The sequence below is a fragment of the Thalassobellus sediminis genome, assembly GCF_044386045.1.
Lineage (GTDB): Bacteria > Bacteroidota > Bacteroidia > Flavobacteriales > Flavobacteriaceae > Thalassobellus > Thalassobellus sediminis.
In genome coordinates this window covers 1,912,710-1,937,465 of the sequence record NZ_JBISCD010000040.1, presented here as the reverse complement: position 1 = coordinate 1,937,465, position 24,756 = coordinate 1,912,710, and the positions used below count along the sequence as shown (strand labels likewise).

Here is a 24,756-nt window from a genome sequence, read left to right as displayed (position 1 = left end):
ATATTCCTTCTAAAGTTTTAATGAAGATTCGAACGGAATTCTATTTAATATACTTCTTCCTAAAGTTATTTCATCGGCATATTCTAACTCATCGCCAACCGAGATCCCTCTAGCAATTGTTGATGTAAAAACTTTATAATCTTGAATTTGTTTATAAATATAAAAGTTTGTAGTATCTCCTTCCATAGTAGAACTTAATGCAAAAACCAACTCTTTAATTTTACCATCTCTAACTTTATTTATCAAAGATTCTATATTTAAATCATGAGGCCCTATACCATCCATAGGCGAAATTTTACCTCCTAATACATGATACAAACCTTTAAATGAACTTGTGTTTTCTATAGCCATTACGTCTCTAACATCTTCTACCACACAAATAATGTCTTCTTTTCTATTTGGGCTAGAACAAATTTCACAAAGCTCGGTATCGCTAATATTATGGCAAGATTTACAAAATTTCACATCATTACGCATTGTTTGCAGTGCTTCAGCCAAAGCAAGTGTTTGCTCTTTGGGTTGCCTAAGCATATGCAACACCAAACGCAATGCCGTACGTTTACCAATACCTGGTAATTGAGACATTTCGTTTACGGCACGCTCTAGTAATTTTGACGAAAATTCCATGGGTGCGAAATTAATATTTAGACTTGAATTTAACTAATTTAACAAACTCTTTTAAATAACAGCTCATGCGTTTGGATTTTGAAATTTAATATTTGTAATTTGAAAACTTGAAAAAATTGGTTTTATGACTGCAACACAAATTCTATTATTAATAGCGGCCTATTTTGTCGTTTTAATTTTAATATCCTATTTCACAGGAAAAGAAGATTCTAACGACGCTTTTTTTAAAGCAAACAAATCGGCACCATGGTATTTAGTTGCTTTTGGAATGATAGGCGCTTCATTATCTGGAGTTACATTTATATCGATTCCTGGCTGGGTAGAAGCATCACAATTTAGTTATATGCAAGTTGTATTTGGGTATTTAGCAGGGTATTTTGTTATCGCCTACGTATTACTCCCTATTTACTACAAACTTAATGTAACATCAATTTATCAATATTTAGAGCAACGCTTTGGTGTTGTGAGTTATAAAACTGGTGCTTTTTTCTTCTTTATATCTAGAGTTTTAGGCGCTTCGTTTAGGCTTTACTTGGTAGCCATTGTTTTGCAAAAATTTGTATTTGAAGCTTTTCATTTTCCATTTTGGGCAACAGTAACTATTTCTATTTTATTGATTTGGCTATACACTTATAAAGGAGGTATTAAAACCATTATATGGACCGATACGCTTCAAACCCTATTTATGTTAGTAGCTGTAATTATTGCCATCTTTTTAATTACAGACAAATTAGGTTGGAGTTTTTCTGAATTTTTAGCTTCAGATGAATTAAGCAAATACAATAAAACCTTTTTTACAGATTCTCTTTTAGCAAAAAATCACCTTATAAAATCATTTTTAGGAGGTATGTTTATTGCGATCTGTATGACTGGTTTAGACCAAGATATGATGCAAAAAAACCTTACATGTAAAACGCTTAAAGATGCCCAAAAGAACATGATATCTTTTAGCTTGGTTTTGGTTGTTGTAAATTTTATTTTCTTACTTCTAGGCGCACTTCTTTTTATTTATGCAAACCGCTTTAACATAGCTACACCATTACTTGATGGTAAAATAAAAACTGATTTATTATTTCCAGAAATAGCTCTTAATGGAGGTTTAAGTATTTCTTTAGCAGTCGTGTTTTTACTCGGGTTAATTGCTGCAGCTTACAGTAGTGCTGACAGTGCACTAACATCATTAACTACTTCTTTTTGCATCGACTTTTTAGGTATTGAAAAAATTGATAAATCAAAACAAAAAGGTTTACGAAAACGTGTTCATATTTTAATGAGTCTAATTCTCATAGTTGTTATTGTTGCCTTTAAATATATTTTAGACAGTAATGTTATTGATAATCTTTTAAAAGTTGCAGGTTATACCTATGGACCAATACTAGGTTTATTTGCGTTTGGAATATTTACAAAATTCAAAATTACTGACAAATATGCTTGGCTTATTACACTTATATCTGTAATATTTTCTTATATAATTGGAAAAATACCAGCAGAACAAATTGGAGGTTACGTTATTGGATACGAACTTTTAATTATTAATGGCCTAATAACATTTCTAGGCTTAATACTGATTCGTACCAAGTAAAACTAAAGTACAAGCAGCTTCAAAAACAATATTGTTTTCTTTTAAAATATTATAAAACTCAGGGTTTTCAGTTCCTGGGTTAAAAATAACACGCTTAGGTTTTAATGATACCACATAGTCATAATAATCTACTTGCCGCTTTGCATTAAGATACAAAGTAACAGTATCTATATTTTTATAAGGCACTAATTCAGTATCAATAGTTACACCTTCAACAGTCCCTTTTTTCATTCCAAAAGCAACAACATCAAAATTATTAGCAACTAATCTTTGTACTGCATAATTAGAATATCTATTGCTTTTTAATGATACTCCAAGCACCAATGTTTTTTTATTCATATGTATCCATTACTCACTATTAACTCGTAAAACAATATTAATCAATGTATTACAAACTCGTGATTTATTTTCAAACCCTTTATGATGTTAAAAAAATGTTAATATAAAAATTTAAAGTAACAGAATCAAATATTAAACGTCTATCCTATAATTAATCATCAATCAAAAAATAATCAATCAAAATGAAACAATTTATTATTATGTGTTGCATATTATTTGCAATATCTACAAATGCACACACAGATCCCGAAACAAATGCTGACAAAACTGGTTCTATTACAGGTAAAGTATTAGACGCTACATTAAAACAACCCTTACCTTATGTAAACGTTATTATTAAAAACACTACCGGAAACATTCTTACTGGTGGCATTACTTTAGAAGATGGTACTTTTGAAATTGAAAAAATAGCTGAAGGAAATATAACTTTAAGCATTCAATACATTGGATACAAATCTGTTGACAAGAATATTACAATAGGCAAAGGTAATTATAAAGTAAGCCTTGGTAATATTTATCTAGAAGAAGAAGCTGAAGGTTTAGATGCCGTTACTGTAATTGCCGAAACCTCAACAATTCAACAAAAAGTAGACAGAAAAGTTATTACTATTGGTAAAGACTTGGCGGCTACAGGTACAGCCTCAGAATTAATGATTGGCATACCATCTGTTAGTGTTGATGCCCAAACTGGAGATATAAGCTTACGCGGAAACCAAAATGTTCGTGTTATGGTAGATGGTAAATTATCAAACATTCCTACTGCACAATTATTAAAACAAATTCCATCTACAGCTATAAAATCTATAGAATTAATTACAAATCCTTCTGCAAAATACAACCCAGAAGGTATGAGTGGCCTTATTAATATTGTACTTCACAAAAACACCATGGTTGGTTTTAATGGAACGGTTAATATTAGTTTAACTCATGAAATAGAAGCCAAATTCAATAGTTCTTTAGATATGAATTATCGTAATGGGAAATTTAATTTTTATGGAAGTTATAGTAATAACATTTCTAAAAACAGAAATCATGGAAATATTTTTAGATCTGAAAATAACTCGGAGCAATTTTTAAAATTTTTAGATAAAAGAAATTCTAATCTATATAAAATTGGTGTAGACTATTATTTAAATGATAAAAACACCATTTCAGTTTTCACGACTCAAAATAATTCTGAAAATGGCACAACTGGTGTCACAGATGTTTTCTTTTATAACAATTTGTCTCTTAACCAAAATCAAATCTTTGCTGCAAAAAGCAAGAATAACTCATCTCAATATAATTTTGATTATAAGCATGATTTTACAAAAGATGGTCATAACATAGAATTAGAAGTAGATTATAATGTTTTTGAAGATGACAGACCTGTTGATTTTACATATAAATTTAAACCTGAAGATAATTATAAAGATTTTAATAATACCGACAGAAAAAGCACCACTGTAAACTTAGATTATGTTAACCCATTATCTGAAAATACAAAACTAGAATTAGGCTTACAAGCACGTTTATTTAATTCAGACATACTCTATTCATCTACTGGAGAAACCTTAAATAGTGAAGGTGTTTTAAGACCAACACCAAATACTAATTTTGATTACACTCGAGACATTTATTCTGCATACGCAACATATAGTAAAAAATTTGACAAATGGACCACACAAATAGGTGTGCGTGCTGAAAATGTGAAAGAAGATGCTTTTGCTTTATCATCTGAAGCGTCAAGTACTGAAAGTTTTAAAAATGATTACTTTGAAGTATATCCATCGGCATTTATAACATATTCTGCTTCAGATAAAAATTCTTATCAATTAAGTTATAGTCGTCGTGTAGATCGCCCTGGTATTGGTCAAGTAAATCCTATTAAAGAATGGAGTACGCCTTTAATTTCTCAATACGGCAACATCAATTTAACACCTCAATTCACCAATTCTATTGAAGTAAATTATACACGAACGCTTAATAATAGAAAAGGAACAGTAACTGGCGGTGTGTTCTACAGAATAATAAACGATGATATTAATAGAGCGCTTTTTATTGATAGAAGCGATGTTAATTCTGGTCGCATTATTTTAACAAATGACAATTTTGGCAATACTGATGCATATGGTTTTGAATTATCTTCAAATTACAGACCAACTAAATGGTGGAGTATCAACTCTAGTTTCGATTTGTTCTCTCAAGTTAGCAAAGGTATTGCTGAAAACTTAACAGCCCCTATTGAAACAGCAACCATAAACGATATTGAGACTAAAGTTACTGAAATAGATAATGTTGCATGGAATTTTAGAATGTTTAATAACTTTAAATTAAACAAAACGGTTTCCCTTACTGCATTTGGTTTTTATAGAGGAAAAAATAAATCCTTACAATTAGATAGAGAGCCTATGTACTTCGTTAATTTAGGAGCTAGAGTTGGATTTGCTCAAGGGAGAGGCACATTTAGCTTTAACTATAATGATATTTTTAACACTATGGAATTCGCATTTAACGGCTCCAAACCATTCCCTCAAACAGGTGCTTTTAATTGGGAAAGCAACACTTGGAATGTTGGTTTAAATTACAGATTTGGTGGCGGAAAATACAGTGCTAAAAAACGTAAAAAACGAGATAATAACACAAAATCTGGAGGCGGATTTATGTAAATCAGATTTTAATAACCAACATAATAGTTGATGGTTAGTGTTTATGTTTGGTTATTGAATAAGAAAACCCAAAGTTTTTGACTTTGGGTTTTTGCTTTTATATCAGTAAAACCACTAAAGCACCCAGTGTATTAAACTGAATAACAAATGTTTAATTTCAAACAATTGAATTAACAAAAAGAAAATGGCTATCTTGCGAATAACTTCCATAACAAATTTTATCTTTATTTGAATTAGTCACTCTAACAAAAGTTAATTTTACTATGGCAAGTTAAGTGATCCTTATAGAAAAAAATTAAAAGCAACATAACCCATGATTTAAAAACCATGGGTTTCTTTTTTACTATATTTTTTTACACATAACACAATAATTAATAATTTTGCACGTTATATATAAGTATACTATCTACAAAAACGATATAATTATTTAAGAGTTAGTCACCTTCAAAGTTTAAATTCGTAAAATATGGTATGTATTATTTAAAAGAACTCGGGATATTATATTTCGAGTTCTTTGCTTTTACAATGTTAAAATAAGTTAAACATTAAAATCTATGCAATATTAAACAGATTTACACGTAATATACTAAGATTCATTGCGCTAGTAATAGTGTTATTTGAAGGGTTGGTTAATAGCTAGAAAAACCAGAAACTTTAAAGTTTCTGGTTTTTTGTTTGTTAACTCGTTAAAAAATATATTTTACCTTAATTTAAGCCTATCACTTTAGCTGATAATGCGTTAGGGATTACAGTGAAAATCCTTTTACTTTTCGCAAAAGATTGTAGCGGAAAGCCCGACCATTATACTGAACTAAATTCAGGATAAAGGTAACGCCAAAAAAAATTAAGTTTCTATGCCCACTTAATTATTGCACTAGCCCAAGTAAAACCACTACCAAAAGCAGCTAACACTACGTTATCGCCTTCTTTTATTTTACCTTCCTCCCAAGCTTCGGTTAAAGCAATTATTACAGATGCCGCAGTTGTATTACCATACTTCATAATATTATTAAACACCTGATTGTCTTGCAATCCGAATTTTTTCTGAATAAATTGAGCGATACGCAAGTTGGCCTGATGCGGAATTAACATATCAATATCCTCTTTTTGTAAACCATTTTTCATTAGACCTTCCATAATCACTTCACTAAAACGCACCACCGCATGTTTAAACACAAAGGTTCCATCCATATATGGGAAGTATGACAAATCTTCTTCTTCAGACTCCATAATTTCGGGTACCCAATGCGCAATGCTAGGCGATTCAACAATTAATTTATCGGCATATTTACCTTCACTATGCAAATGCGTAGATAAAATACCTTTTGTATTATCTTCTTCTCTAGAAAGCACACAAGCCCCTGCTCCATCACCAAAAATAACGGTTACTCCACGTCCGCGAGTTGATTTATCCAATCCATTGCTATGATATTCTGCTCCTATAACCAAAATATTTTTATACATCCCCGTTTTTATAAACTGGTCTGCTACAGAAATGGCGTATACAAAACCCGAACACTGGTTTCTAACATCTAGAGCTCCAACGGTTTTCATGTCTAACAAATCCTGAATTTGCACACCACAACCAGGGAAATAATAATCAGGACTTAAGGTTGCAAATACAATAAAATCAATATCATCTTTAGTTAATCCTGAACGCTCAATGGCAATTCTAGCAGCCTTTGCTCCCATAGTAGCTGACGTATCATCAGTACCTTCTTTAATCCATCTACGTTCTTTTATTCCTGTACGTTCTTGAATCCATGTATCATTGGTATCCATCATTTTAGACAAATCGTCATTAGTCACCACATTCTCTGGAACGTATTTACCTAAACCTATTATTTTTGAATTATACATATCACTTCCTTTATTTAATAACAAAATACAAAATTAAAAGTTGAATTCCCAAAATCTTTGAATCAATTCAATTTAAAAGCGTGTCAGTTTGTCACATTTTACGAATTGGCATTTTTGTTGCCTTTCAATGTATAAGTAAATGAAAACTAAAAATTAATCAGATTCCTGCTTTCGCAGGAATGACAAATAAATTATTTATTATGGCAAAAGGAAGTATTAATGTATCGGTAGAAAATATTTTTCCGCTCATTAAAAAATTCTTGTATAGCGATCACGAAATATTTTTACGTGAACTTATTAGTAACGGTACAGATGCAACTTTAAAATTAAAACATCTTACTAGTATTGGAGAATCTAAAGCAGAATACGGTACTCCACAAATTGAGGTTAAAATTGATAAAGAAGGCAAAAAACTTCATATTATCGATCAAGGTTTAGGAATGACTGCAGACGAGGTTGAAAAATACATTAACCAAGTGGCGTTTTCTGGAGCTGAAGAGTTTTTAGATAAATATAAAGATTCTGCTAAAGATTCAGGTATTATTGGTCACTTTGGTTTAGGTTTCTATTCTGCATTTATGGTGGCGGAAAAAGTAGAACTTATCACCAAATCTCATAAAGACGAACCTGCAGCACATTGGACGTGCGACGGATCGCCAGAATTTACATTAGACGCTTCAGACAAAGCAGATAGAGGAACAGAAATTATTCTTCATATTGCTGAAGATTCAACTGAATTTTTAGAAGAATCTCGTATTGCTGAGTTACTTTCTAAGTATAACAAGTTTATGCCTGTGCCAATTAAATTTGGAACAAAAGAAGTAAACGATCCAGATTTTACACCTGCAACAACGACAGATAAAGACGGTAAAGAAACAACAGAACCACATAAACAAATTACGGTTGATAACATCATCAATAATCCGAATCCAGCTTGGACAAAACAACCAGCTGATTTAAAAGATGAAGATTATAGTGGTTTTTACCGTGAATTGTACCCAATGCAATTTGAGGAGCCTTTATTCAATATCCATTTAAATGTAGATTATCCTTTTAACCTTACAGGTATTTTATATTTCCCTAAAATGGGTCAGGATATGAACATGCAAAAGGATAAAATTCAACTGTATCAAAACCAAGTGTATGTAACTGACAATGTTGAAGGTATTGTTCCAGAATTTTTAACTATGCTTCGTGGTGTTATTGATTCGCCAGACATTCCGTTAAACGTTTCTCGTTCTTATTTACAAGCAGATGGTGCAGTAAAAAAGATTTCATCTTATATTACTCGTAAAGTTGCCGATAAATTAAAATCGTTATTCAATGCAAATCGTGAAGATTTTGAAGCTAAATGGAACGATATTAAAATCGTTATTGAATACGGGATGCTTTCTGAAGAAAAATTCTTTGATAAAGCTGATGCCTTTGCATTATACCCAACAGTTGATGACACATACTTTACTTATGAAGAATTATTCAATAAAATAAAAGCAAACCAAACAGATAAAGATGGTAAGCTTGTTATTTTATATGCTTCAAACAAAGATGAACAACACAGTTATATTGAAACGGCTAAAGCAAAAGGTTACGAGGTTTTATTATTAGATTCTCCTATTGTTTCTCACTTAATTCAGAAATTAGAAAGCTCTAAAGAAAACATTACGTTTGCACGTGTAGATGGCGATCATATCAATAATTTAATTAAGAAAGACGAAACAACCATTTCTAAATTAGATGAAGATCAAACTAAAGCTTTAGACGAATTATTGAAAGAAGTTATTCCTTCTGAAAAATTCACGGTACAATTAGAAGCTATGGATAGTAACGAATCGCCTTTTACAATTACACAACCAGAATTTATGCGTCGTATGAAAGAAATGCAAGCAACTGGTGGTGGCGGTATGAATATGTTTGGTAATATGCCAGAAATGTTCAACCTAGTAGTAAACACAAACTCTACGTTAGTGAGCGATATTTTAGCTACAGAAGCTAAGGAAGACAAAGAGCGTATAATTACTCAAAGTTTAGATTTAGCTCGTTTATCTCAAGGCTTATTAAAAGGTGAAGAATTAACAAACTTCATTAAACGTAGCTACGAAATGATTAAATAAGTTGACACGCTGAAATATTTCAGCATCCTTTATATATCAAAAACCACTTTGTAAAAACAAGGTGGTTTTTTTGTTTTAATTCCAACATGATTTTGGTAATAAATCGATAACATCGTTAAACGAAAAAGAAAAAAATTCTTCAATCGCTATTCACAAATCCGTTTAGACTACAACAACCATAGATTTAGATACACGACTCCTTTTGTTTTTAAAGACATTTGTATAAACAAAAAAAGACAGTACAATGAATACAAACAAAATTGCATTAGTTACAGGAGGAAGTCGAGGATTAGGTAAAGACATGGCCATTAAACTCGCAAAAAAAGGAATCGATGTTATCATCACTTACCTTTCTAACGAACAATTAGCAAATGAAGTCGTTGAAACGATACAAGAAAGCGGACAAAAAGCCAAAGCGCTTCAATTAGACGTTAGTAACACAAAAGGATTCGAAGCCTTTTTCAATCGCTTATCATCCTATCTTAACAACGAATACGGGAATCCAAATTTCGATTTTTTAATAAACAATGCAGGTACAGGAATTAACCAATCTATTGCAGACACCTCAGAAGAACAATTTGATTCCATGCTAAACATTCATTTTAAAGGTGTGTATTTCCTAACTCAAAAAGCGTTGCCGTTTATAAATAATCATGGTCGTATAATAAACGTATCATCCGGTTTAACGCGGTTTTCTTTCCCTGGCATGTCTACATATGCTTGTATGAAAGGTGCTATTGAAATATTTTCTCGATATTTGGCTAAAGAATTAGGATCTAGAAAAATCACATCTAATGTCGTTGCTCCTGGTGCTATTGCTACAGATTTTGGTGGCGGTATGAATAGAGACAACCAAGAAAAAAGACAAGTAATTTCTAACATAACAGCTTTAGGAGACGTAGGAGAAGCCGAAGATGTTGGTGGTGTGGTCGCTTTTCTTTGCACAGAAGAAGCACGTTGGGTAAACGGACAGCGCATTGAAATTTCTGGCGGTATGCTATTATAATAACAAATGAAAACCATGAAAAATAAGATTCGTAATATTGAAACTATTAGTGATTTTCATAAAGTACGGGGGCTATCCAGTCCCCTACACCCTTTGGTTAGTTTGGTGAATTATGGAAACACCAAAATAATCCCCGAATACTTGAACGAGCAATGGCATTTCAACTTTTACTCTATTGGAGTTAAACGAAATGTTGGCACCCTTAGATACGGTCAAAAAAAATATGATTATGATGAAGGACTTATGTCTTTCATTGCTCCTGGACAATTAGTAAGTATTGAACCTAATACAAAGGCCAATTTGAAACCTTCTGGCTGGATACTTCTTATTCACCCCGATTTTATATGGAATACCTCGCTTGCAAAAAACTTAAAACACTATGATTTCTTTGATTATGCCATAAACGAATCCTTATTCATGTCTAAAGCAGAAGAAGATGTTATTGAAGGTATTTTGCAAAATATTAAACAGGAAATTGAAAACAACATTGATAATTTTAGTCAGAATATAATCATTGCTCAAATTGAATTATTACTTAATTATGCAGAACGTTTTTATCAACGTCAATTTATTACCAGAAAAAAGAACAACCACGAAATTTTAGATCAACTCGAAAATACTTTAAACACCTATTTCAATAAAAACAACTTAATAGAAACCGGTTTACCATCGGTTCAGCAAGTTGCCGACACCTTAAATTTATCGCCTAATTATTTAAGCGGTTTACTTAAAAACTTAACCGGACAAAATACCCAACAACACATTCACGAAAAGCTCATTGAAAAAGCAAAAGAAAAACTATCTACCACCAATTTATCGGTAAGTGAAATTGCTTTCGAATTGGGTTTTGAACACTCACAATCATTTAGTAAATTATTTAAGTCGAAAACAAATACATCGCCATCAAAATTTCGAGCTTCTTTTAATTAATGAATCATAAAACAACAGCAAACACCATAAGATTAGCATAGGACTTCATCTTTTCAACTATCTTTGTACTCTATACAGCATTAATAATTTTGAAGAAAGACCTTTTACTCATAACACCACCGTTTACACAATTAAATACACCGTATCCGGGAACCACCTATTTAAAAGGTTTTTTAAACACCAAAAATATTGAATCGTTTCAAATGGATTTGGGTATTGAGGTAATTCTCAATTTATTTTCAAAAGAAACATTTTCAGCGCTTTTCGATTTAGCTTTCGATACCAATCAAATTAAAACAGAGAACGCACAAAGAATCTACACTTTAAAAGACAGTTACTTACAACCTTTAGATGATATCATAGCCTTTTTACAAGGTAAAAAATCAAGCTTCGCCAGACAGATTTGTTCCGATAATTTTCTACCGCAAGCCTCTCGTTTTGAACAATTAGACGATTTAGATTGGGCATTTGGTTCTATGGGTTTACAAGACAAGGCGAAACACTTGGCAACCTTATATCTTGAAGATTTATCCGATTTTATTATTGAATGTATCGACTCTAATTTTGGCTTTAGCCGCTATGCAGAACGTTTAGGTATGAGTGCCAATTCTTTTGATGAGTTATATGCGAATCTTCAAGAAGAGACGACCTATATAGACAACATAACCTTAAATATTTTAGACGACACACTAAAAACAGTACAACCAAAACTCGTTTGTTTTTCGGTACCGTTTCCTGGTAATTTATATAGCGCCTTTCGATGTGCACAACATATTAAAACCAACTACCCAAACATAAAAATTGCTATGGGTGGCGGGTTCCCGAATACGGAATTACGCTCTATTTCTGATGTGCGTGTTTTTGAGTTTTTCGATTTTATAACACTTGATGATGGCGAATTACCTATTGAATTACTGTACAACCATGTTTGTCACATTGAGGAGACTCGAAGTGAGTCTAGTCAATTCAAACGCACCTTTCTTATAGAAAACGGTAAAGTCGCTTATAAAAACAACAGCACAAAACCAGATTACAAACAAGCAAATGTTGGCACACCCGATTATTCCGATTTACTTTTAGTCCAATACATTTCGGTTATAGAAATTGCAAACCCCATGCACAGCCTTTGGAGTGATGGTAGATGGAACAAACTCACCATGGCACACGGTTGCTATTGGGGAAAATGTACCTTTTGCGATATTTCTTTAGACTACATAAAAATTTACGAGCCCATTGCTGCCAAACTCTTGGTAGACCGTATGGAGCAACTTATTCAACAAACCCAAGAAACCGGATTTCATTTTGTAGACGAAGCGGCGCCGCCTTCGTTAATGAAAGCACTGGCGCTTGAAATTATAAAACGAAAACTCACCGTAACCTGGTGGACGAACATTCGGTTTGAAAAAAACTTCACCCAAGATTTATGCTTACTACTAAAAGCATCGGGTTGTATTGCGGTTTCTGGCGGATTGGAAGTGGCTTCTGACCGCTTATTAAAGTTGATAGATAAAGGTGTTACCGTAGAGCAAGTGGCACAAGTAACTCGTAATTTTACCGAAGCCAATATTATGGTACACGCCTATTTAATGTATGGCTACCCAACACAAACGGTTAAAGAAACCATTGATAGTTTAGAAATGGTACGTCAGCTTTTTGAAGTGGGTGTTTTACAATCGGGGTTTTGGCATCAGTTTGCATTAACAGCGCACAGCCCTATTGGGTTAAAACCTGAAGATTACAATATCATACCGAATTACAAAGACATTAAATTCGCGAATAACGATATCGATTTTACAGACACCACAGGAATCGATCACAATAAATTTAGTTTTGGGTTAAAAAAATCACTTTTTAATTATATGCACGGTATTGGTTTCGATTTACCTCTACAAGATTGGTTCGATTTTAAAATTCCAGATACCAGTATTCATCAAGATTTTATTTATGATAGCCTAGAAACACCTGTTTCTTTTAAGATAAAACCAAACGCTAAAATAGTTTGGTTAGGTAACATGCCTTTAGTGAGCGAGTTTTCTAAAAAAAAGAAACAACTTTTAGAATTGACATTTCATAATACAAGTAATTCCTTTAGCATTTTAACCGATAAAGACAAAGGTAACTGGTTTTTAGACCATTTAGAAACATCGTTAAGTCCGTATAACGATACGCTCCAATCGTTTTCACTATTAAAAACAGATTTTGAAACACAGTTTAATGATTTTGAATTGTTTTGGTTTTCTAAACCTATGCTTGTTTTGAGGGAGAATGGGTTGTTGGTTTTGTAAGAAAAATTGATTTTGTAAAAATTTTCGACTATCTTCGTTTGACTTTAGACATGAAATATTTATGCTGAATCTGTTTCAATATTAAAACGATTTCATATCAATACCTTAAGCTATAATTATAAACGACATATTCTTAAATAAAAAAACAAATGAAGACATTATCTAAATTAAAACACATAATTATTTTAGCAATTATAACCCTAAGCTTTATTTCTTGCACCAAGCAAGAAGGTGGTTGCGAAACAGAAACAGTTTGTTTTGGGGATGGAAATTGTATTGAAAAACCCATACCTGGAACATGCTTCTAAGAAATCATAACTTAGTAAATGTTAGCTATTGGTATGCTAATTTCGTATAAATACAATTTAGATTTATTAAGACCAACCAAATAAAAACTACAAAAATCTTATCGATTTATCCAAAATGTTTTTTAATAATCATGATAACAACAATATTATTTAATAATGAAATATATTATGATTACACTAATTTTATTAAACAGACTAAACTCCAAAATGATTTTTGATTTTAACAAAGAAGCAGACATTAAAAATTGGAATGTTGTAGATGATGTTGTTATGGGAGGCTTATCGTCAAGTGAATTTAAACTGAACGCTGATGGTTTTGGTGTATTTAAAGGACAGGTTTCTTTAGAGAACAATGGTGGTTTCTCATCAGTTCAATATCAGTTTAAAAAAACTGAAGTAACAAAATACAGGTCTATGAAAATTAGACTGAAAGGTGATGGCAAGAATTATCAGTTTAGAATTAAGGATAAGACAAGTAACTATTATTCTTATATCACCACATTTTCAACTATCAATGAGTGGCAAACAGTAGAAATTGCTTTGAAAGATATGTATCCTTCATTTAGAGGAAGACGTCTTAATACACCTAATTTTTCACATGATTTTATTGAGCAAATTGTGTTTTTAATTGGTAATAAAAAAAATGAAAATTTTAAACTTATAATTGATAAAATTGAATTGATTTAAATACACACTATGTCATTCCGAGGCAAAAGGAATCGCATTAGTTGTCCATGTTATGTGATTTCTCCTTTTAGTCGAAATGACAAATACCTCGAAAATGTTCGCTACTGGAATTCGTTACAAACTAGCGCTAGCCTTAAAAACAAATAAACCTTAAATGATTAAAACAAAAACAGAAATACTATTTTTGTCTTAACAGAAAACTTAACATAAAAAATATAATGATTAACTCTACAAAAACATTAATTCAGTCTCTTTTAGTTTTAATAGTATTGACTTTATTTTCATGCTCTAATCATGAAAAGAAATCAGAAAAATTAAACACAAAAAAACCATACAAAATTTTAATTGAAGCTGAAGATATGATGTTATCTGAGGCTAAAATATATAGTGAAGCAGGAACAAGAGGAGATAAGGTAATAAAACTTTTATCGGAAGCGGCTATGGCTACCACCGAAATTACATTACCAAAGGGAAAATATGTAATGAATGCTTTTATGAAAACACAGGATGAAATGTCTGATGGTTTTTTCCTTATTGCTGATGGTAAAATAAAAAGAACCAACAATTACCGTTTCAACCAATGGTTGCATGGTATGAAATTTATAGTTTTTGACAGTGATGGCGTGAACCCAATAAAAATACAAATTGCTTCTTCATATGAGGGACAAATTTCAAAAGAATTTGGAATGTTTATTGACTACCTAGAAATTATAGATTTCTATAATTCGGCTGAAGCATTAGAACTTTGGATAAAGTAAAACCTTAAAAAAAATTCACTTTTTTCTGTAACTATATAGCAAACAAACCAATCTATATTTAGCTATAAAACGACCTCAGCAGATGATTGCGTTAACGATTGAACGGCCTGTTTGAGCTCCCCGACTTTTTCGGGAGGGAGCGAGTAGTGAAAGCGTGTTAAAACGCACAAAAAACAAAATATAGTTTATCTTTGCGTCACATAAATAATACATGGGTTTTACATTACTTTCATCACCATTACAAGGCTTTACAGATTTTAGGTTTCGTAATGCGTTCCATCATTATTTTGGGGGTATTGATACGTTTTATTCGCCCTATATTAGGCTTAATGGCAAGTTTAAAATTAAAGCGTCGTATGAAAACGATTTACTACCAGAAAACAATACCACATTAGAGGTTATTCCGCAAATTATTACCAACGATGCTGAGGAGTTTTTGTTTGTTGCTAAGTATGTGCAAAGCTTGGGTTATAAAGAATTAAATTGGAATTTAGGTTGCCCATATCCTATGGTTGCTAAGTCTGGCATGGGTTCGGGATTGATTTGTAATCCTGAAAAAATTAATACTATATTAGATCGCGCTCACAAGGAAACCGATATTTTGGTATCTATGAAAATGCGTATGGGTTATGAGAATGCTGAAGAAATATTAGAGGTCTTCCCTATTTTAGATGCATATCCGTTAAAAAACATTGCTATTCATGCCCGAATAGGAAAGCAATTGTACAAAGGCCCTGTAGATCTGGATGCTTTTGAGCGTTGTATTACCAGCACGAAACACAAATTATATTATAACGGAGACATTACAAGTGTAGAGGCTTTTAAAAGCATGCAGGCACGTTTCCCGAGTTTGGATCATTTTATGATTGGTCGCGGATTAATTGCCGACCCATTTCTACCTCAAATGATAAAAAACGACACGACAGAATACCCGAAAAACCGTTGGGATATTTTTGAGGAATTCCACAACACTATTTACACCCAATACGATGATTATCTTTCTGGACCAACACCTATTAAAATGAAAATGTTGGGCTTTTGGGAATTCTTTTCACAATCGTGTTCTAATCCTCAAAAGACTTATAAAGCTATAAAAAAGGCAACAAATCCGTTTAAATACAAACAGGCTGTTAGTACTATTCTGAATAATGAACGGAAATTAAATAACATGAGTTCAAAGTAAAAACAATTTACCTCTTTGAGCACATTCGAAAGACTCAACCTGATATCTAAATAAACCTTTCTTTATTAAAGATTAAAAAAATTTCAAACTAAAAAACACCCCTGACATATTTCGTCACAAAGGCGAATAAATTTGCATTCAAGTTTAACAATTAAATCAATTTAAAAAATGAAAAATGCAATCAACTGGTTTGAAATTCCAGTAAAAAATTACGAAAGAGCAAAAGGTTTTTACAACACCTTATTAAACATTGAAATTGCCGATCATCATATGCCAGATCAAAACATAAAATACGGCATGTTTCCTTATGATAATGACAGCAATGGTGTTGGTGGTGGACTTATTGAAGCCGAAGGTCAAACCCCTACAACCGATGGACCTACTCTGTATTTAAACGGTGGCGAAGATTTAAGCGTATCGTTAAGCAAAGTTGAAGCTGCTGGCGGTAAAATACTAATGCCAAAAACTGATATTGGAGAAAATGGTTTTATGGCCCAATTCACAGATACCGAAGGCAATAGAATAGCACTTCATTCTTGGATGTAATATAAAATACTATTAATCAAAAAAACGAATAGATAGCGAATTCAATGCGGTTCGCTATCTTTGTTTATATGTCGCAATTATCGAGACTCATATCTATACTTACCCTGTTAAAATCGAAACGACTTTTAACAGCTACAGAGCTTTCTGAAAAGTTTGACGTAAGTATCAGAACGATATATAGAGACATTAGAAAACTAGAAGAAGCAGGCGTACCCGTTACCACTATTGAAGGCAGAGGATATTCGCTTATGGAAGGTTACCAAGTAGCTCCTGTTCAGTTTACCGAAAAACAGGCTAATGCATTAATTACTGCTCAACATTTAGTTAATCAAACCAATGATGCCTCATTTGTTGAAGATTTCAAGGAGGCTTTAACTAAAATAAAGTCGGTTTTTAGAACGTCTATTCAAGAGAAAAGTGAATTACTAGATAGCAAAATTCACGTATTCAATAATAATTATGAAAATATTTCTAGCAATGCGCTTTCTGAAATTCAGTTAGCTATTACAAACTTCAATTATATAGAAATTAATTATCGTAAAGCAGACGCCCCAAATATTTCCTTTAGAAAAATAGAACCCTATGCCTTCTACTCTACCAATTACAAATGGATTCTTATGGCTTGGTGCCATTTACGAAACGAGTATCGCGCTTTTAGAATTGACAGAATACAGCATTATAAAATTTTACCAGACACATTTGAAGACAGAAAATTTAATCTTCAAACCTATTTTCAATCCTGTCCTTATGATGGTAAATAATATTATATTTGCTAGAAAAAAACTTATGAAAAACATTTTAATCGTATTTGCTCTAATTTTAGTTACAGCTTGTAGTAAAGATAATGACATTCCTGAACCTATAGATTACACCGTCCAAAACGACGAAGACATTCAAGCTTATATAACTGCTAATAATTTAACTGCGGAAAAAAGCAGTACTGGATTATATTATGTTATTGATGAACAAGGATCTGGTGATCAACCAACATTTACAGATAACGTAACTGTAGCCTATAAAGGTTATTTTCTTGATGGAACTGTTTTTGATCAAAGTAATGAAGCAGGTATTTCATTTAATTTACAAGGTGTTATTTCTGGTTGGACCGAAGGTATTACCTATTTTAATGAAGGTGGTAGTGGTATTCTTTTAGTTCCTGCTCATTTAGGATATGGAAGCTATAACTATAATGGCATTCCTGGAGGCTCAGTTCTTATTTTTGAAGTTAATTTAGTTTCTGTTAATTAAAAAATAAATTTATAACTTATATACAAAACCACTTTGTGAAAACAGGGTGGTTTTTTGTTGCTATTCATTTTAAAATGGAAACATTGAACAAAAACTTTACGAAAAACTAGTTAATTATAGCATCTAGCCTTCTGTTTTAAATAGTAGAATTCTGTTGTAATATGAAGAGCTTCCTATTGATTTTAGATAAATTTAAATCACGTGTCTTTAATTAAAGAACATCTCTTTTTAAATTAAAAACATACAACCTAATAAACCGAAGAGTTATAGCGTACATTCACTAAAAATGAATATGTCTATAGAGCGCAGGGTGAAATTGGTTGAAGAGCTATTTAACAAGTTAGATTTAGAAATTTCAGAATTTCAAAATAACTCTCAATTACACTGCTTAACAGGTTGTGGCAACTGCTGTACCAACCCAACTATGGAAGCCTCGCCTTTAGAATTCTTACCATGGGCTTTTTATTTGTTTTTAAATGAACAAGCAGAAGACACGCTTAGAATACTAAACGCCAAAAAGTGAACCTATTTGCCATATTTACAGTCCGCTTAACTTAGTTGATAGTACTATGGGACGCTGTAACAATTACAAATACCGCGGACTTATATGTAGGCTTTTTGGCTATGCAGCTACTAACGACAAATATGGAAAACAACGTTTAGTAACCTGTAAAATCATTAAAGAAAACCAACCAAATTTATACCAAGACACCGAGGAAGCAATTAACAACGGGTTATATGTTCCTATGTTTACCAATTATTATATGCAATTATCTCAAATAGATTTTAATATGGGCAATGTTATCACACCTATAAATAAAGCATTAAAACTAGCAATTGAAGAAGTATTACAATATTACGCTTACAGACCGTTTCCAGGTGATTTAGAGAACATTGCTTAACTAAATCGTCCCATCAATAGAAATATTTTGTAACCTAAATGTTTGATTTGTCGTCCAACGAGCAAATAATATTTAGACATTACAAAAAATGAAAAAAGCAATTTATTTAAAGTACTTATTAATAGTAATTACTGTTTTATCTTTTAGTTCTCAACCTATAATCCATGCACAAACTTTAGAACATAAAATTGATAGTTTATTACAGAAAAAATATCCACCAAATACTCCTGGAGCAACCTTTTTAATTTCTAAAAAAGGAAACATCATTTATAAAAAAGCATTCGGTCTTTCAAATCTAGAATTGAATCTTCCAATGCATACAGAAAATGTCTTCGAAATAGGTTCTATGACAAAACAATTTACTGCAATATCAATTCTAATACTAGTAGAAAAAGGGAAACTTAATTTGAATGATGAAATAACAAAGTTTATTCCTGACTACCCTACAAATGGACACAAAATAACAGTACACCACTTATTAACTCATACTTCTGGAATAAAAAATTTCACAAGTACCAAGGGGTTAAATGCAATTTCAAAACAAGATTTAAAACCTTTAGAGTTAATAGACTTTTTTAAAAACGAACCTATTGATTTTATTCCGGGAGAAAAATTTAAATATAATAATTCAGGGTATATTATATTAGGTTATATCATTGAAAAAATTACAGGACACAGTTATAGTGATTTTATTGAGGAACAAATCTTTAAAAAATCAGGAATGACCTCTTCACAATATGCTAGTCATAGGAATGTAATTCAAAATAGAGCTTCAGGGTACCATAATAAAGGTGGCTATATTAATAATAGACAAATTAGTTATACTTTACCTTATGCCTCTGGTTCATTGATGTCTACGGTCAATGATATGTTTAAATGGCAAGAAGCATTAAAAAACAACCTTTTAATTAATAAAGAAACAACTAAAAAAGTATTTACGAATTATACATTGAATAATGGAGAATATATTAACTATGGTTATGGTTGGCATATTAAATCTATAAACAATAATAGAATTTTTGAACACGGTGGTTCTATTTTCGGATTCAAAGCCATGGGTGTTTATTTACCCGATTTAGACATTTATGTAATTGGATTAAATAATTGTGACTGCAACTCTCCAACCAAGATTACAAGAAAAATAGCCGAATTAGCTACGGAATATTAAAAAATAACGCCATGTAAAACTCGTTATACAAATGGTGAATGCTACGGCATTTTTCTCTGGTTAGTTTTCTTTTACTAAATTACATACTTAAACAAAAACATTAAACAAACCTTTGAAAATAACCTCTACCAACATAGCAAAACCAACCACTATTATTTGGAATAGAAAAGAAGTAACCACAGGTATTTACAAAACACCAACCACAGAACCTATATTTCTAGGAAAGAGCGATGTTGAAAACGATGAAGTTTCAGATAGAAAACATCATGGTGGTGAGTTTAAAGCCTGTTATTTGTTTTCAGAAAACCAATATAATTATTGGAAAAACTTGTATCCTAATTTAGATTGGAATTGGGGCATGTTTGGAGAAAACCTAACTATTGATTTGTTAGATGAAACGAAACTATATATTGGTGATATTTATAAAGTTGGTGATGCTTTAGTACAAGTTACACAACCTCGTGAACCTTGCTTTAAATTTGGCGTGAAGTTTGGGAATCAACAAGCTATTAAACAATTTATTGAACATGGTTTTTCGGGAACTTACGTTCGAGTTTTAGAAGAAGGTTTTGTAAAATCCGGCGACACCTTTAAACTCGTTAAACAAGCAAAAAACAGTATTACCACGTTTCAGTTTTTTAACTTACTCTTTTCAAAAGAAAAAAGTTCTGAATTAATTCTTTCAATTTTAAACAATGACGCATTACCACAAAGTAAAAGAGATAAATTAAAGTCTTATATAAAGTAGCTTGGGTTTGTTATATCTTTGCTGCAAATACCTTATAAATGTCATTTAAAGACTTACAATTAAACAGACCTATTTTAAGAGCCATTGCTGAAGCTGGATATGATAACCCAACATTGGTTCAAGAAAAAACAATTCCTTCGGTATTACATAAAAAAGATGTGATTGTTTCTGCCCAAACAGGCACAGGAAAAACAGCTGCTTTTGCACTTCCTATTTTGCAGTTATTGTTCGACAAACAAGACGCGTCTAAAAAAGGAAAAAAAATAAAAGCTTTAATTGTTAGTCCTACGCGCGAGTTAGCGGTTCAAATAAACGAGAATTTTATAAAATATAGCACCTATACAAATTTAAGAACTACAGTTGTTTTTGGTGGAACTGCTATAGAACCTCAAATAGATGTTTTAAAAAAAGGCGTTGATATTTTAATTGCAACCCCTGGTCGTTTGCTTGATTTACATAAGCAAGACATTATAAACCTCGATTATATTGAAACCTTGGTTTTAGATGAAGCCGATTTAATGTTAGACATGGGCTTTATAGACGATGTTAAAAAAATTGAGCGTTTATGCACCAACGAGAAGCAAATTTTATTGTTTTCGGCAACCATTCCTTTTAAAGTAGAACAATTAGCAAATACTATTTTAAACGATCCAGAACGTGTTGAAGTCGCACAAAATTCTTCTACAGCAAAAAACATTAATCAGGTATTGTATTATGTACCTAAACAGAACAAAATCGAATTATGTTTACACCTACTTCGAAATACGATAAAAGGTAGCATCCTTATTTTTAGACGCACTAAATATGGTGTTGAAAAACTAGAACAAACACTTATAAAAAACGGTTATAAAGTTGAAAGTTTACATGGAGATAAAAGTCAAAATTTAAGGCAAGAAGCTTTAAAGAATTTCAAAGTTAAAAATGTAAATATCTTAATAGCTACAGATGTTGCTGCACGTGGTATTGATATAAACGAATTAGATGCTGTTGTTAATTTCGATTTACCAAACGTACCAGAAACCTATGTACACAGAATAGGTAGAACAGGTCGTGCTGGAAGCTACGGTAATTCTTATTCTTTCTGTTCTGCAGATGAAAAAGCATATGTTACAAGCATACAACAACTCATCCAAATTCAATTAGATGTTATTGAAGATCATCCGTATCCTTTAGATCCAAAAGCTAAAAAGGAAATTCATAAAACACCTGGAAAAAGCAAACACAGAAAAGGACGTAAAAGCGAAGCCTCTAAAAAGAAAAAGAAACGTTGGTACTAGTTTAGATTAATAGAAAGTTAGGCTATTTAGCCTTTACATGCTTTATGATTCATAACGTTTATCAAAATAATTTTTAAGTAATGGTATTTGTATACAAAGCATCACTCCAAAAAGAACAATAGCGTACATAAATGTTTTAGGCATTCTATAACTTGTTAATGTATTTGTGATTTTATTATTAGAAAATATACTAAAGTCTATAGAACTAAAGATGCTTGATGATTCAGTTTCTACTCCAAGCATCAAATATAATGTAAGGGCTAAAATTAAAGCTATAATAAAACTCCAACCTGTTTTTGAAATTAAAGGTTTATATACTGTAGCACTGCTATTTAAAGCTTCAACTTGAGACATAACAGATGTAGTAAAATCAAAAGACGTACTTTCTAACCCCGTATCCTTCATTACTTTTTTAGTCAAATTTTCTAAATGCTTATCTGCCTCTTTCATAATATTCAATTATTTCTGGTTCTAATCGTTGTTTTAAAATAGACGCTAACTTTTTTCTACTTCTAAACAATTTCACTTTAATATTATTAGATGTAAGCCCCATAGTTATAGAAATCTCTTCTAACGATTGGTCTTCAAAATAATATAAAGTTAGTAAAAAACTATCATCACTTGGCAATAAAGCGATACAATCCTGAATAGCTTGCTCCCTCTCCTTATGCTCCAAATTATCTAAAGCATTATCGATAGTTTTTAATTGATGCTCAGTAAACTCATCAATAGCAACATCATTTAAATACTTTTTATTTTTTTTAATTCTATCTAAACTCGTTCGATAGGCAATTTTATAAACCCATGTTGAAAATTTAGAATCGCCTTTAAACTTATTTAATGATTTATATACCTTAATAAAAGTATCTTGAGATACTTCTTCTGCTTCCTCCCTATTCTTCAACATTCTTAAGGTTAACGTAAACACCAAGTCCTTATAACGTTCTACCAATACATTAAATGCATTAGTGTCTCCATTAATAATTAAGTTGATATAATGTTGGTCGTTAGTGGTCATTTTAAAAGTAAGACGTCTTTATTATATTTAAGGTTACATTAATATTGAAAAAAAATAATTAAAAAAAGTGTAACCAAAATAAAGAACCTATCGTCATAAGCTATGAACACATTAAAAATAATCAATTAAAACAAATAATTATGGGATCAGAATTAATTATCATACCAATAATATTTGGTGCAATTTTCGGAGTATTTTACTTACACTTCTCTACAAGAAATAAAGAACGACTAGCACTAATTGAAAAAGGTGCCGATGCTAGCATTTTTATAAAGGGAAAAACACATGCAGCTCCCATTTGGAAAGTATTTATTTTAAACCTGGCACTTTTGCTAATGAGTATAGGTGTTGGAATATTTATTGCTTCTATCCTTGATTATTTAGGTATTCAAGAAGATATCGCATACTCAGGATCTATTTTCTTAATGGCAGGTGTTGGCTTATTTATTGGTTTTCATATGACTAAAAACTTAGATAAAGAATAATTTCACCAATTAAAAAACAACAAAACCTGTTTTCTAATGGAGAACAGGTTTTGCTATTTTACAGGAAAGTCAAAATAAGTATTAGGAAAAGGCTCTCCATTTAAAGTAAAATGCCACCATTCTTTTAGGTAATTTCTAAAACCATATTTCAACATGATTTTTTGTAACAATTGCCTATTCGCCTTCTGATCATCTGTAATGTTATCATAATTAACCCAAGATGCTTCTCCAAAAAAATCATAAGCACTACCCATATCTATCTGTTCTCCTGTATTACCATCTACAATAGTTAAATCTACTGTACTACCTTTACTATGACCAGATCTACTAGCTATGTATTCTTCTTTAAAAAGATTCTCCTTTGCAACATCTGGATAAAAAAGAGACTTATTAATAGTATCATTTAAATCTTTTGCCCAACGTATAAAATGATTAACAGCTTGTTGCGGTCTATAACCATCATAAACTTTTAAACATAAATTATTATCCTGTAACTCTTCATGTACTTGCTTTAAAGCCATAGCCGTTTGCTTGGTTAAGATGAGTTTATTAGATTGATAACCCTCAATAACCTTACCTACAAAGTTATTTGATGTATTATACCTTAGTTCTACTTTCAAATCTGGTATAATATCCTCTACATAAACAAACCCATCAGGCAGTTGTCCAAACGAAACAAAGCAATAAAAAAACAATAAAGATGTAAAAAAGTAGCGCATAATGCTTATTAGTTTGTAAGCTAATTTAAATAAAATAGTTTTACGCAAAAATAAAGCATAAAAAAACCGAGTTCCCTCAAACTCGGTTTTCTTTCAATTTGCTTTTTTTTATTATGATTGTAGATTTAGGGTCTCTATACCAACAACATAATGCAAATATTAATTAATTAATCCATTGAACTAAAAAGTATGTTATTTAGCACACTCCAAATATATAACTTCCAAATCTTTTAAAACGATTAAAAACACTAAAAATCGATGAAATGCATGTTTTTTTAACATTTATCGATTAAAAACATCGTTTATCGACGATTTACAATA

25 protein-coding genes are annotated in these 24,756 nt (G+C 31.4%); 19 read left to right on the top strand and 6 right to left on the bottom strand.

Features of this window, described 5'->3' with window-relative positions:
• Nucleotides 1–9: 9 nt before the first annotated feature.
• Nucleotides 10–627, bottom strand: a complete 618-nt coding sequence (recR, locus tag ACH5TW_RS15040) for a recombination mediator RecR (protein WP_439337322.1) — start codon at nt 625–627, stop codon at nt 10–12.
• 124 nt (nt 628–751) lie between these two features.
• Between recR and ACH5TW_RS15035 the strand changes: the two genes are divergently transcribed.
• Complete coding sequence (locus ACH5TW_RS15035; RefSeq protein WP_439337321.1) at nt 752–2,209, top strand: sodium:solute symporter; 1,458 nt, start codon at nt 752–754, stop codon at nt 2,207–2,209.
• On the opposite strand, the gene ACH5TW_RS15030 is transcribed toward ACH5TW_RS15035, so the two are convergent.
• On the bottom strand, nt 2,186–2,548 hold the full coding sequence (locus ACH5TW_RS15030) for a CoA-binding protein (RefSeq protein WP_439337320.1): 363 nt from the start codon (nt 2,546–2,548) through the stop codon (nt 2,186–2,188). The two genes, ACH5TW_RS15035 and ACH5TW_RS15030, sit on opposite strands and share 24 nt — an antisense overlap.
• A 182-nt stretch (nt 2,549–2,730) precedes the next feature.
• Here ACH5TW_RS15030 and ACH5TW_RS15025 point away from each other — a divergent pair, with 182 nt between their 5' ends.
• The gene (locus ACH5TW_RS15025; RefSeq protein WP_439337319.1) at nt 2,731–5,196 is read left to right on the top strand and encodes a TonB-dependent receptor; all 2,466 of its coding nucleotides are present in this window, start codon (nt 2,731–2,733) and stop codon (nt 5,194–5,196) included.
• Nucleotides 5,197–6,048: 852 nt separating this feature from the next.
• Here ACH5TW_RS15025 and ACH5TW_RS15020 read toward each other — a convergent pair.
• Nucleotides 6,049–7,056 (bottom strand): 3-oxoacyl-ACP synthase III family protein, encoded by a 1,008-nt coding sequence (locus tag ACH5TW_RS15020; protein ID WP_439337318.1) that lies wholly within the window; start codon nt 7,054–7,056, stop codon nt 6,049–6,051.
• A 200-nt stretch (nt 7,057–7,256) separates the two neighbouring features.
• On the opposite strand from ACH5TW_RS15020, the gene htpG reads away from it, so the two are divergent.
• From htpG to ACH5TW_RS14940, 16 genes are all read left to right on the top strand, one after another.
• Nucleotides 7,257–9,167 carry a molecular chaperone HtpG gene (htpG, locus tag ACH5TW_RS15015; RefSeq protein WP_439337317.1) on the top strand — a complete coding sequence of 637 codons (1,911 nt, stop codon included), beginning with the start codon at nt 7,257–7,259 and terminating at the stop codon, nt 9,165–9,167.
• 244 nt (nt 9,168–9,411) lie between these two features.
• Nucleotides 9,412–10,173, top strand: a complete 762-nt coding sequence (locus ACH5TW_RS15010; protein WP_439337316.1) for an SDR family NAD(P)-dependent oxidoreductase — start codon at nt 9,412–9,414, stop codon at nt 10,171–10,173.
• 15 nt (nt 10,174–10,188) lie between these two features.
• On the top strand, nt 10,189–11,103 hold the full coding sequence (locus ACH5TW_RS15005; protein WP_439337315.1) for a helix-turn-helix domain-containing protein: 915 nt from the start codon (nt 10,189–10,191) through the stop codon (nt 11,101–11,103).
• 89 nt (nt 11,104–11,192) lie between these two features.
• On the top strand, nt 11,193–13,388 hold the full coding sequence (locus tag ACH5TW_RS15000) for a B12-binding domain-containing radical SAM protein (RefSeq protein WP_439337314.1): 2,196 nt from the start codon (nt 11,193–11,195) through the stop codon (nt 13,386–13,388).
• A 149-nt stretch (nt 13,389–13,537) separates the two neighbouring features.
• A complete protein-coding gene (locus ACH5TW_RS14995; protein ID WP_439337313.1) occupies nt 13,538–13,696 on the top strand; it encodes a hypothetical protein in 159 nt (52 codons plus the stop codon).
• Nucleotides 13,697–13,864: 168 nt separating this feature from the next.
• On the top strand, nt 13,865–14,383 hold the full coding sequence (locus tag ACH5TW_RS14990) for a CIA30 family protein (protein ID WP_439337312.1): 519 nt from the start codon (nt 13,865–13,867) through the stop codon (nt 14,381–14,383).
• 218 nt (nt 14,384–14,601) lie between these two features.
• On the top strand, nt 14,602–15,141 hold the full coding sequence (locus ACH5TW_RS14985; RefSeq protein WP_439337311.1) for a hypothetical protein: 540 nt from the start codon (nt 14,602–14,604) through the stop codon (nt 15,139–15,141).
• A 211-nt stretch (nt 15,142–15,352) separates the two neighbouring features.
• The gene (locus tag ACH5TW_RS14980; RefSeq protein ID WP_439337310.1) at nt 15,353–16,324 is read left to right on the top strand and encodes a tRNA dihydrouridine synthase; all 972 of its coding nucleotides are present in this window, start codon (nt 15,353–15,355) and stop codon (nt 16,322–16,324) included.
• A 168-nt stretch (nt 16,325–16,492) separates the two neighbouring features.
• Complete coding sequence (locus tag ACH5TW_RS14975; RefSeq protein WP_439337309.1) at nt 16,493–16,870, top strand: VOC family protein; 378 nt, start codon at nt 16,493–16,495, stop codon at nt 16,868–16,870.
• A gap of 68 nt (nt 16,871–16,938) precedes the next feature.
• The gene (locus tag ACH5TW_RS14970; protein ID WP_439337308.1) at nt 16,939–17,631 is read left to right on the top strand and encodes a helix-turn-helix transcriptional regulator; all 693 of its coding nucleotides are present in this window, start codon (nt 16,939–16,941) and stop codon (nt 17,629–17,631) included.
• A gap of 25 nt (nt 17,632–17,656) precedes the next feature.
• Nucleotides 17,657–18,118: an FKBP-type peptidyl-prolyl cis-trans isomerase gene (locus tag ACH5TW_RS14965; RefSeq protein ID WP_439337307.1), complete on the top strand. Its 462-nt coding sequence runs from the start codon at nt 17,657–17,659 to the stop codon at nt 18,116–18,118.
• 292 nt (nt 18,119–18,410) lie between these two features.
• Nucleotides 18,411–18,641 (top strand): hypothetical protein, encoded by a 231-nt coding sequence (locus tag ACH5TW_RS14960; RefSeq protein ID WP_439337306.1) that lies wholly within the window; start codon nt 18,411–18,413, stop codon nt 18,639–18,641.
• A gap of 46 nt (nt 18,642–18,687) precedes the next feature.
• Nucleotides 18,688–19,020: a hypothetical protein gene (locus ACH5TW_RS14955; RefSeq protein WP_439337305.1), complete on the top strand. Its 333-nt coding sequence runs from the start codon at nt 18,688–18,690 to the stop codon at nt 19,018–19,020.
• 88 nt (nt 19,021–19,108) lie between these two features.
• Nucleotides 19,109–20,188 (top strand): serine hydrolase domain-containing protein, encoded by a 1,080-nt coding sequence (locus tag ACH5TW_RS14950; RefSeq protein ID WP_439337304.1) that lies wholly within the window; start codon nt 19,109–19,111, stop codon nt 20,186–20,188.
• Nucleotides 20,189–20,300: 112 nt separating this feature from the next.
• Nucleotides 20,301–20,936, top strand: a complete 636-nt coding sequence (locus ACH5TW_RS14945) for an MOSC domain-containing protein (protein ID WP_439337303.1) — start codon at nt 20,301–20,303, stop codon at nt 20,934–20,936.
• Between the two features lie 38 nt (nt 20,937–20,974).
• Entirely contained in the window at nt 20,975–22,213 is a 1,239-nt protein-coding gene (locus ACH5TW_RS14940; RefSeq protein WP_439337302.1) for a DEAD/DEAH box helicase, read from the top strand.
• Between the two features lie 42 nt (nt 22,214–22,255).
• Here the strand turns inward: ACH5TW_RS14940 and ACH5TW_RS14935 are convergent, their stop codons facing one another.
• Nucleotides 22,256–22,663 carry a hypothetical protein gene (locus ACH5TW_RS14935; RefSeq protein ID WP_439337301.1) on the bottom strand — a complete coding sequence of 136 codons (408 nt, stop codon included), beginning with the start codon at nt 22,661–22,663 and terminating at the stop codon, nt 22,256–22,258.
• Nucleotides 22,647–23,231, bottom strand: coding sequence for an RNA polymerase sigma factor (locus ACH5TW_RS14930; protein ID WP_439337300.1), 585 nt, complete (start codon nt 23,229–23,231; stop codon nt 22,647–22,649). The genes ACH5TW_RS14935 and ACH5TW_RS14930 overlap by 17 nt, the downstream gene beginning before the upstream one ends.
• 140 nt (nt 23,232–23,371) lie before the next feature.
• Here ACH5TW_RS14930 and ACH5TW_RS14925 point away from each other — a divergent pair, with 140 nt between their 5' ends.
• Entirely contained in the window at nt 23,372–23,716 is a 345-nt protein-coding gene (locus tag ACH5TW_RS14925; RefSeq protein ID WP_439337299.1) for a DUF6249 domain-containing protein, read from the top strand.
• Between the two features lie 53 nt (nt 23,717–23,769).
• Here ACH5TW_RS14925 and ACH5TW_RS14920 read toward each other — a convergent pair whose 3' ends face one another.
• The gene (locus tag ACH5TW_RS14920) at nt 23,770–24,435 is read right to left on the bottom strand and encodes a M15 family metallopeptidase (RefSeq protein ID WP_439337298.1); all 666 of its coding nucleotides are present in this window, start codon (nt 24,433–24,435) and stop codon (nt 23,770–23,772) included.
• Nucleotides 24,436–24,756: the final 321 nt, after the last annotated feature.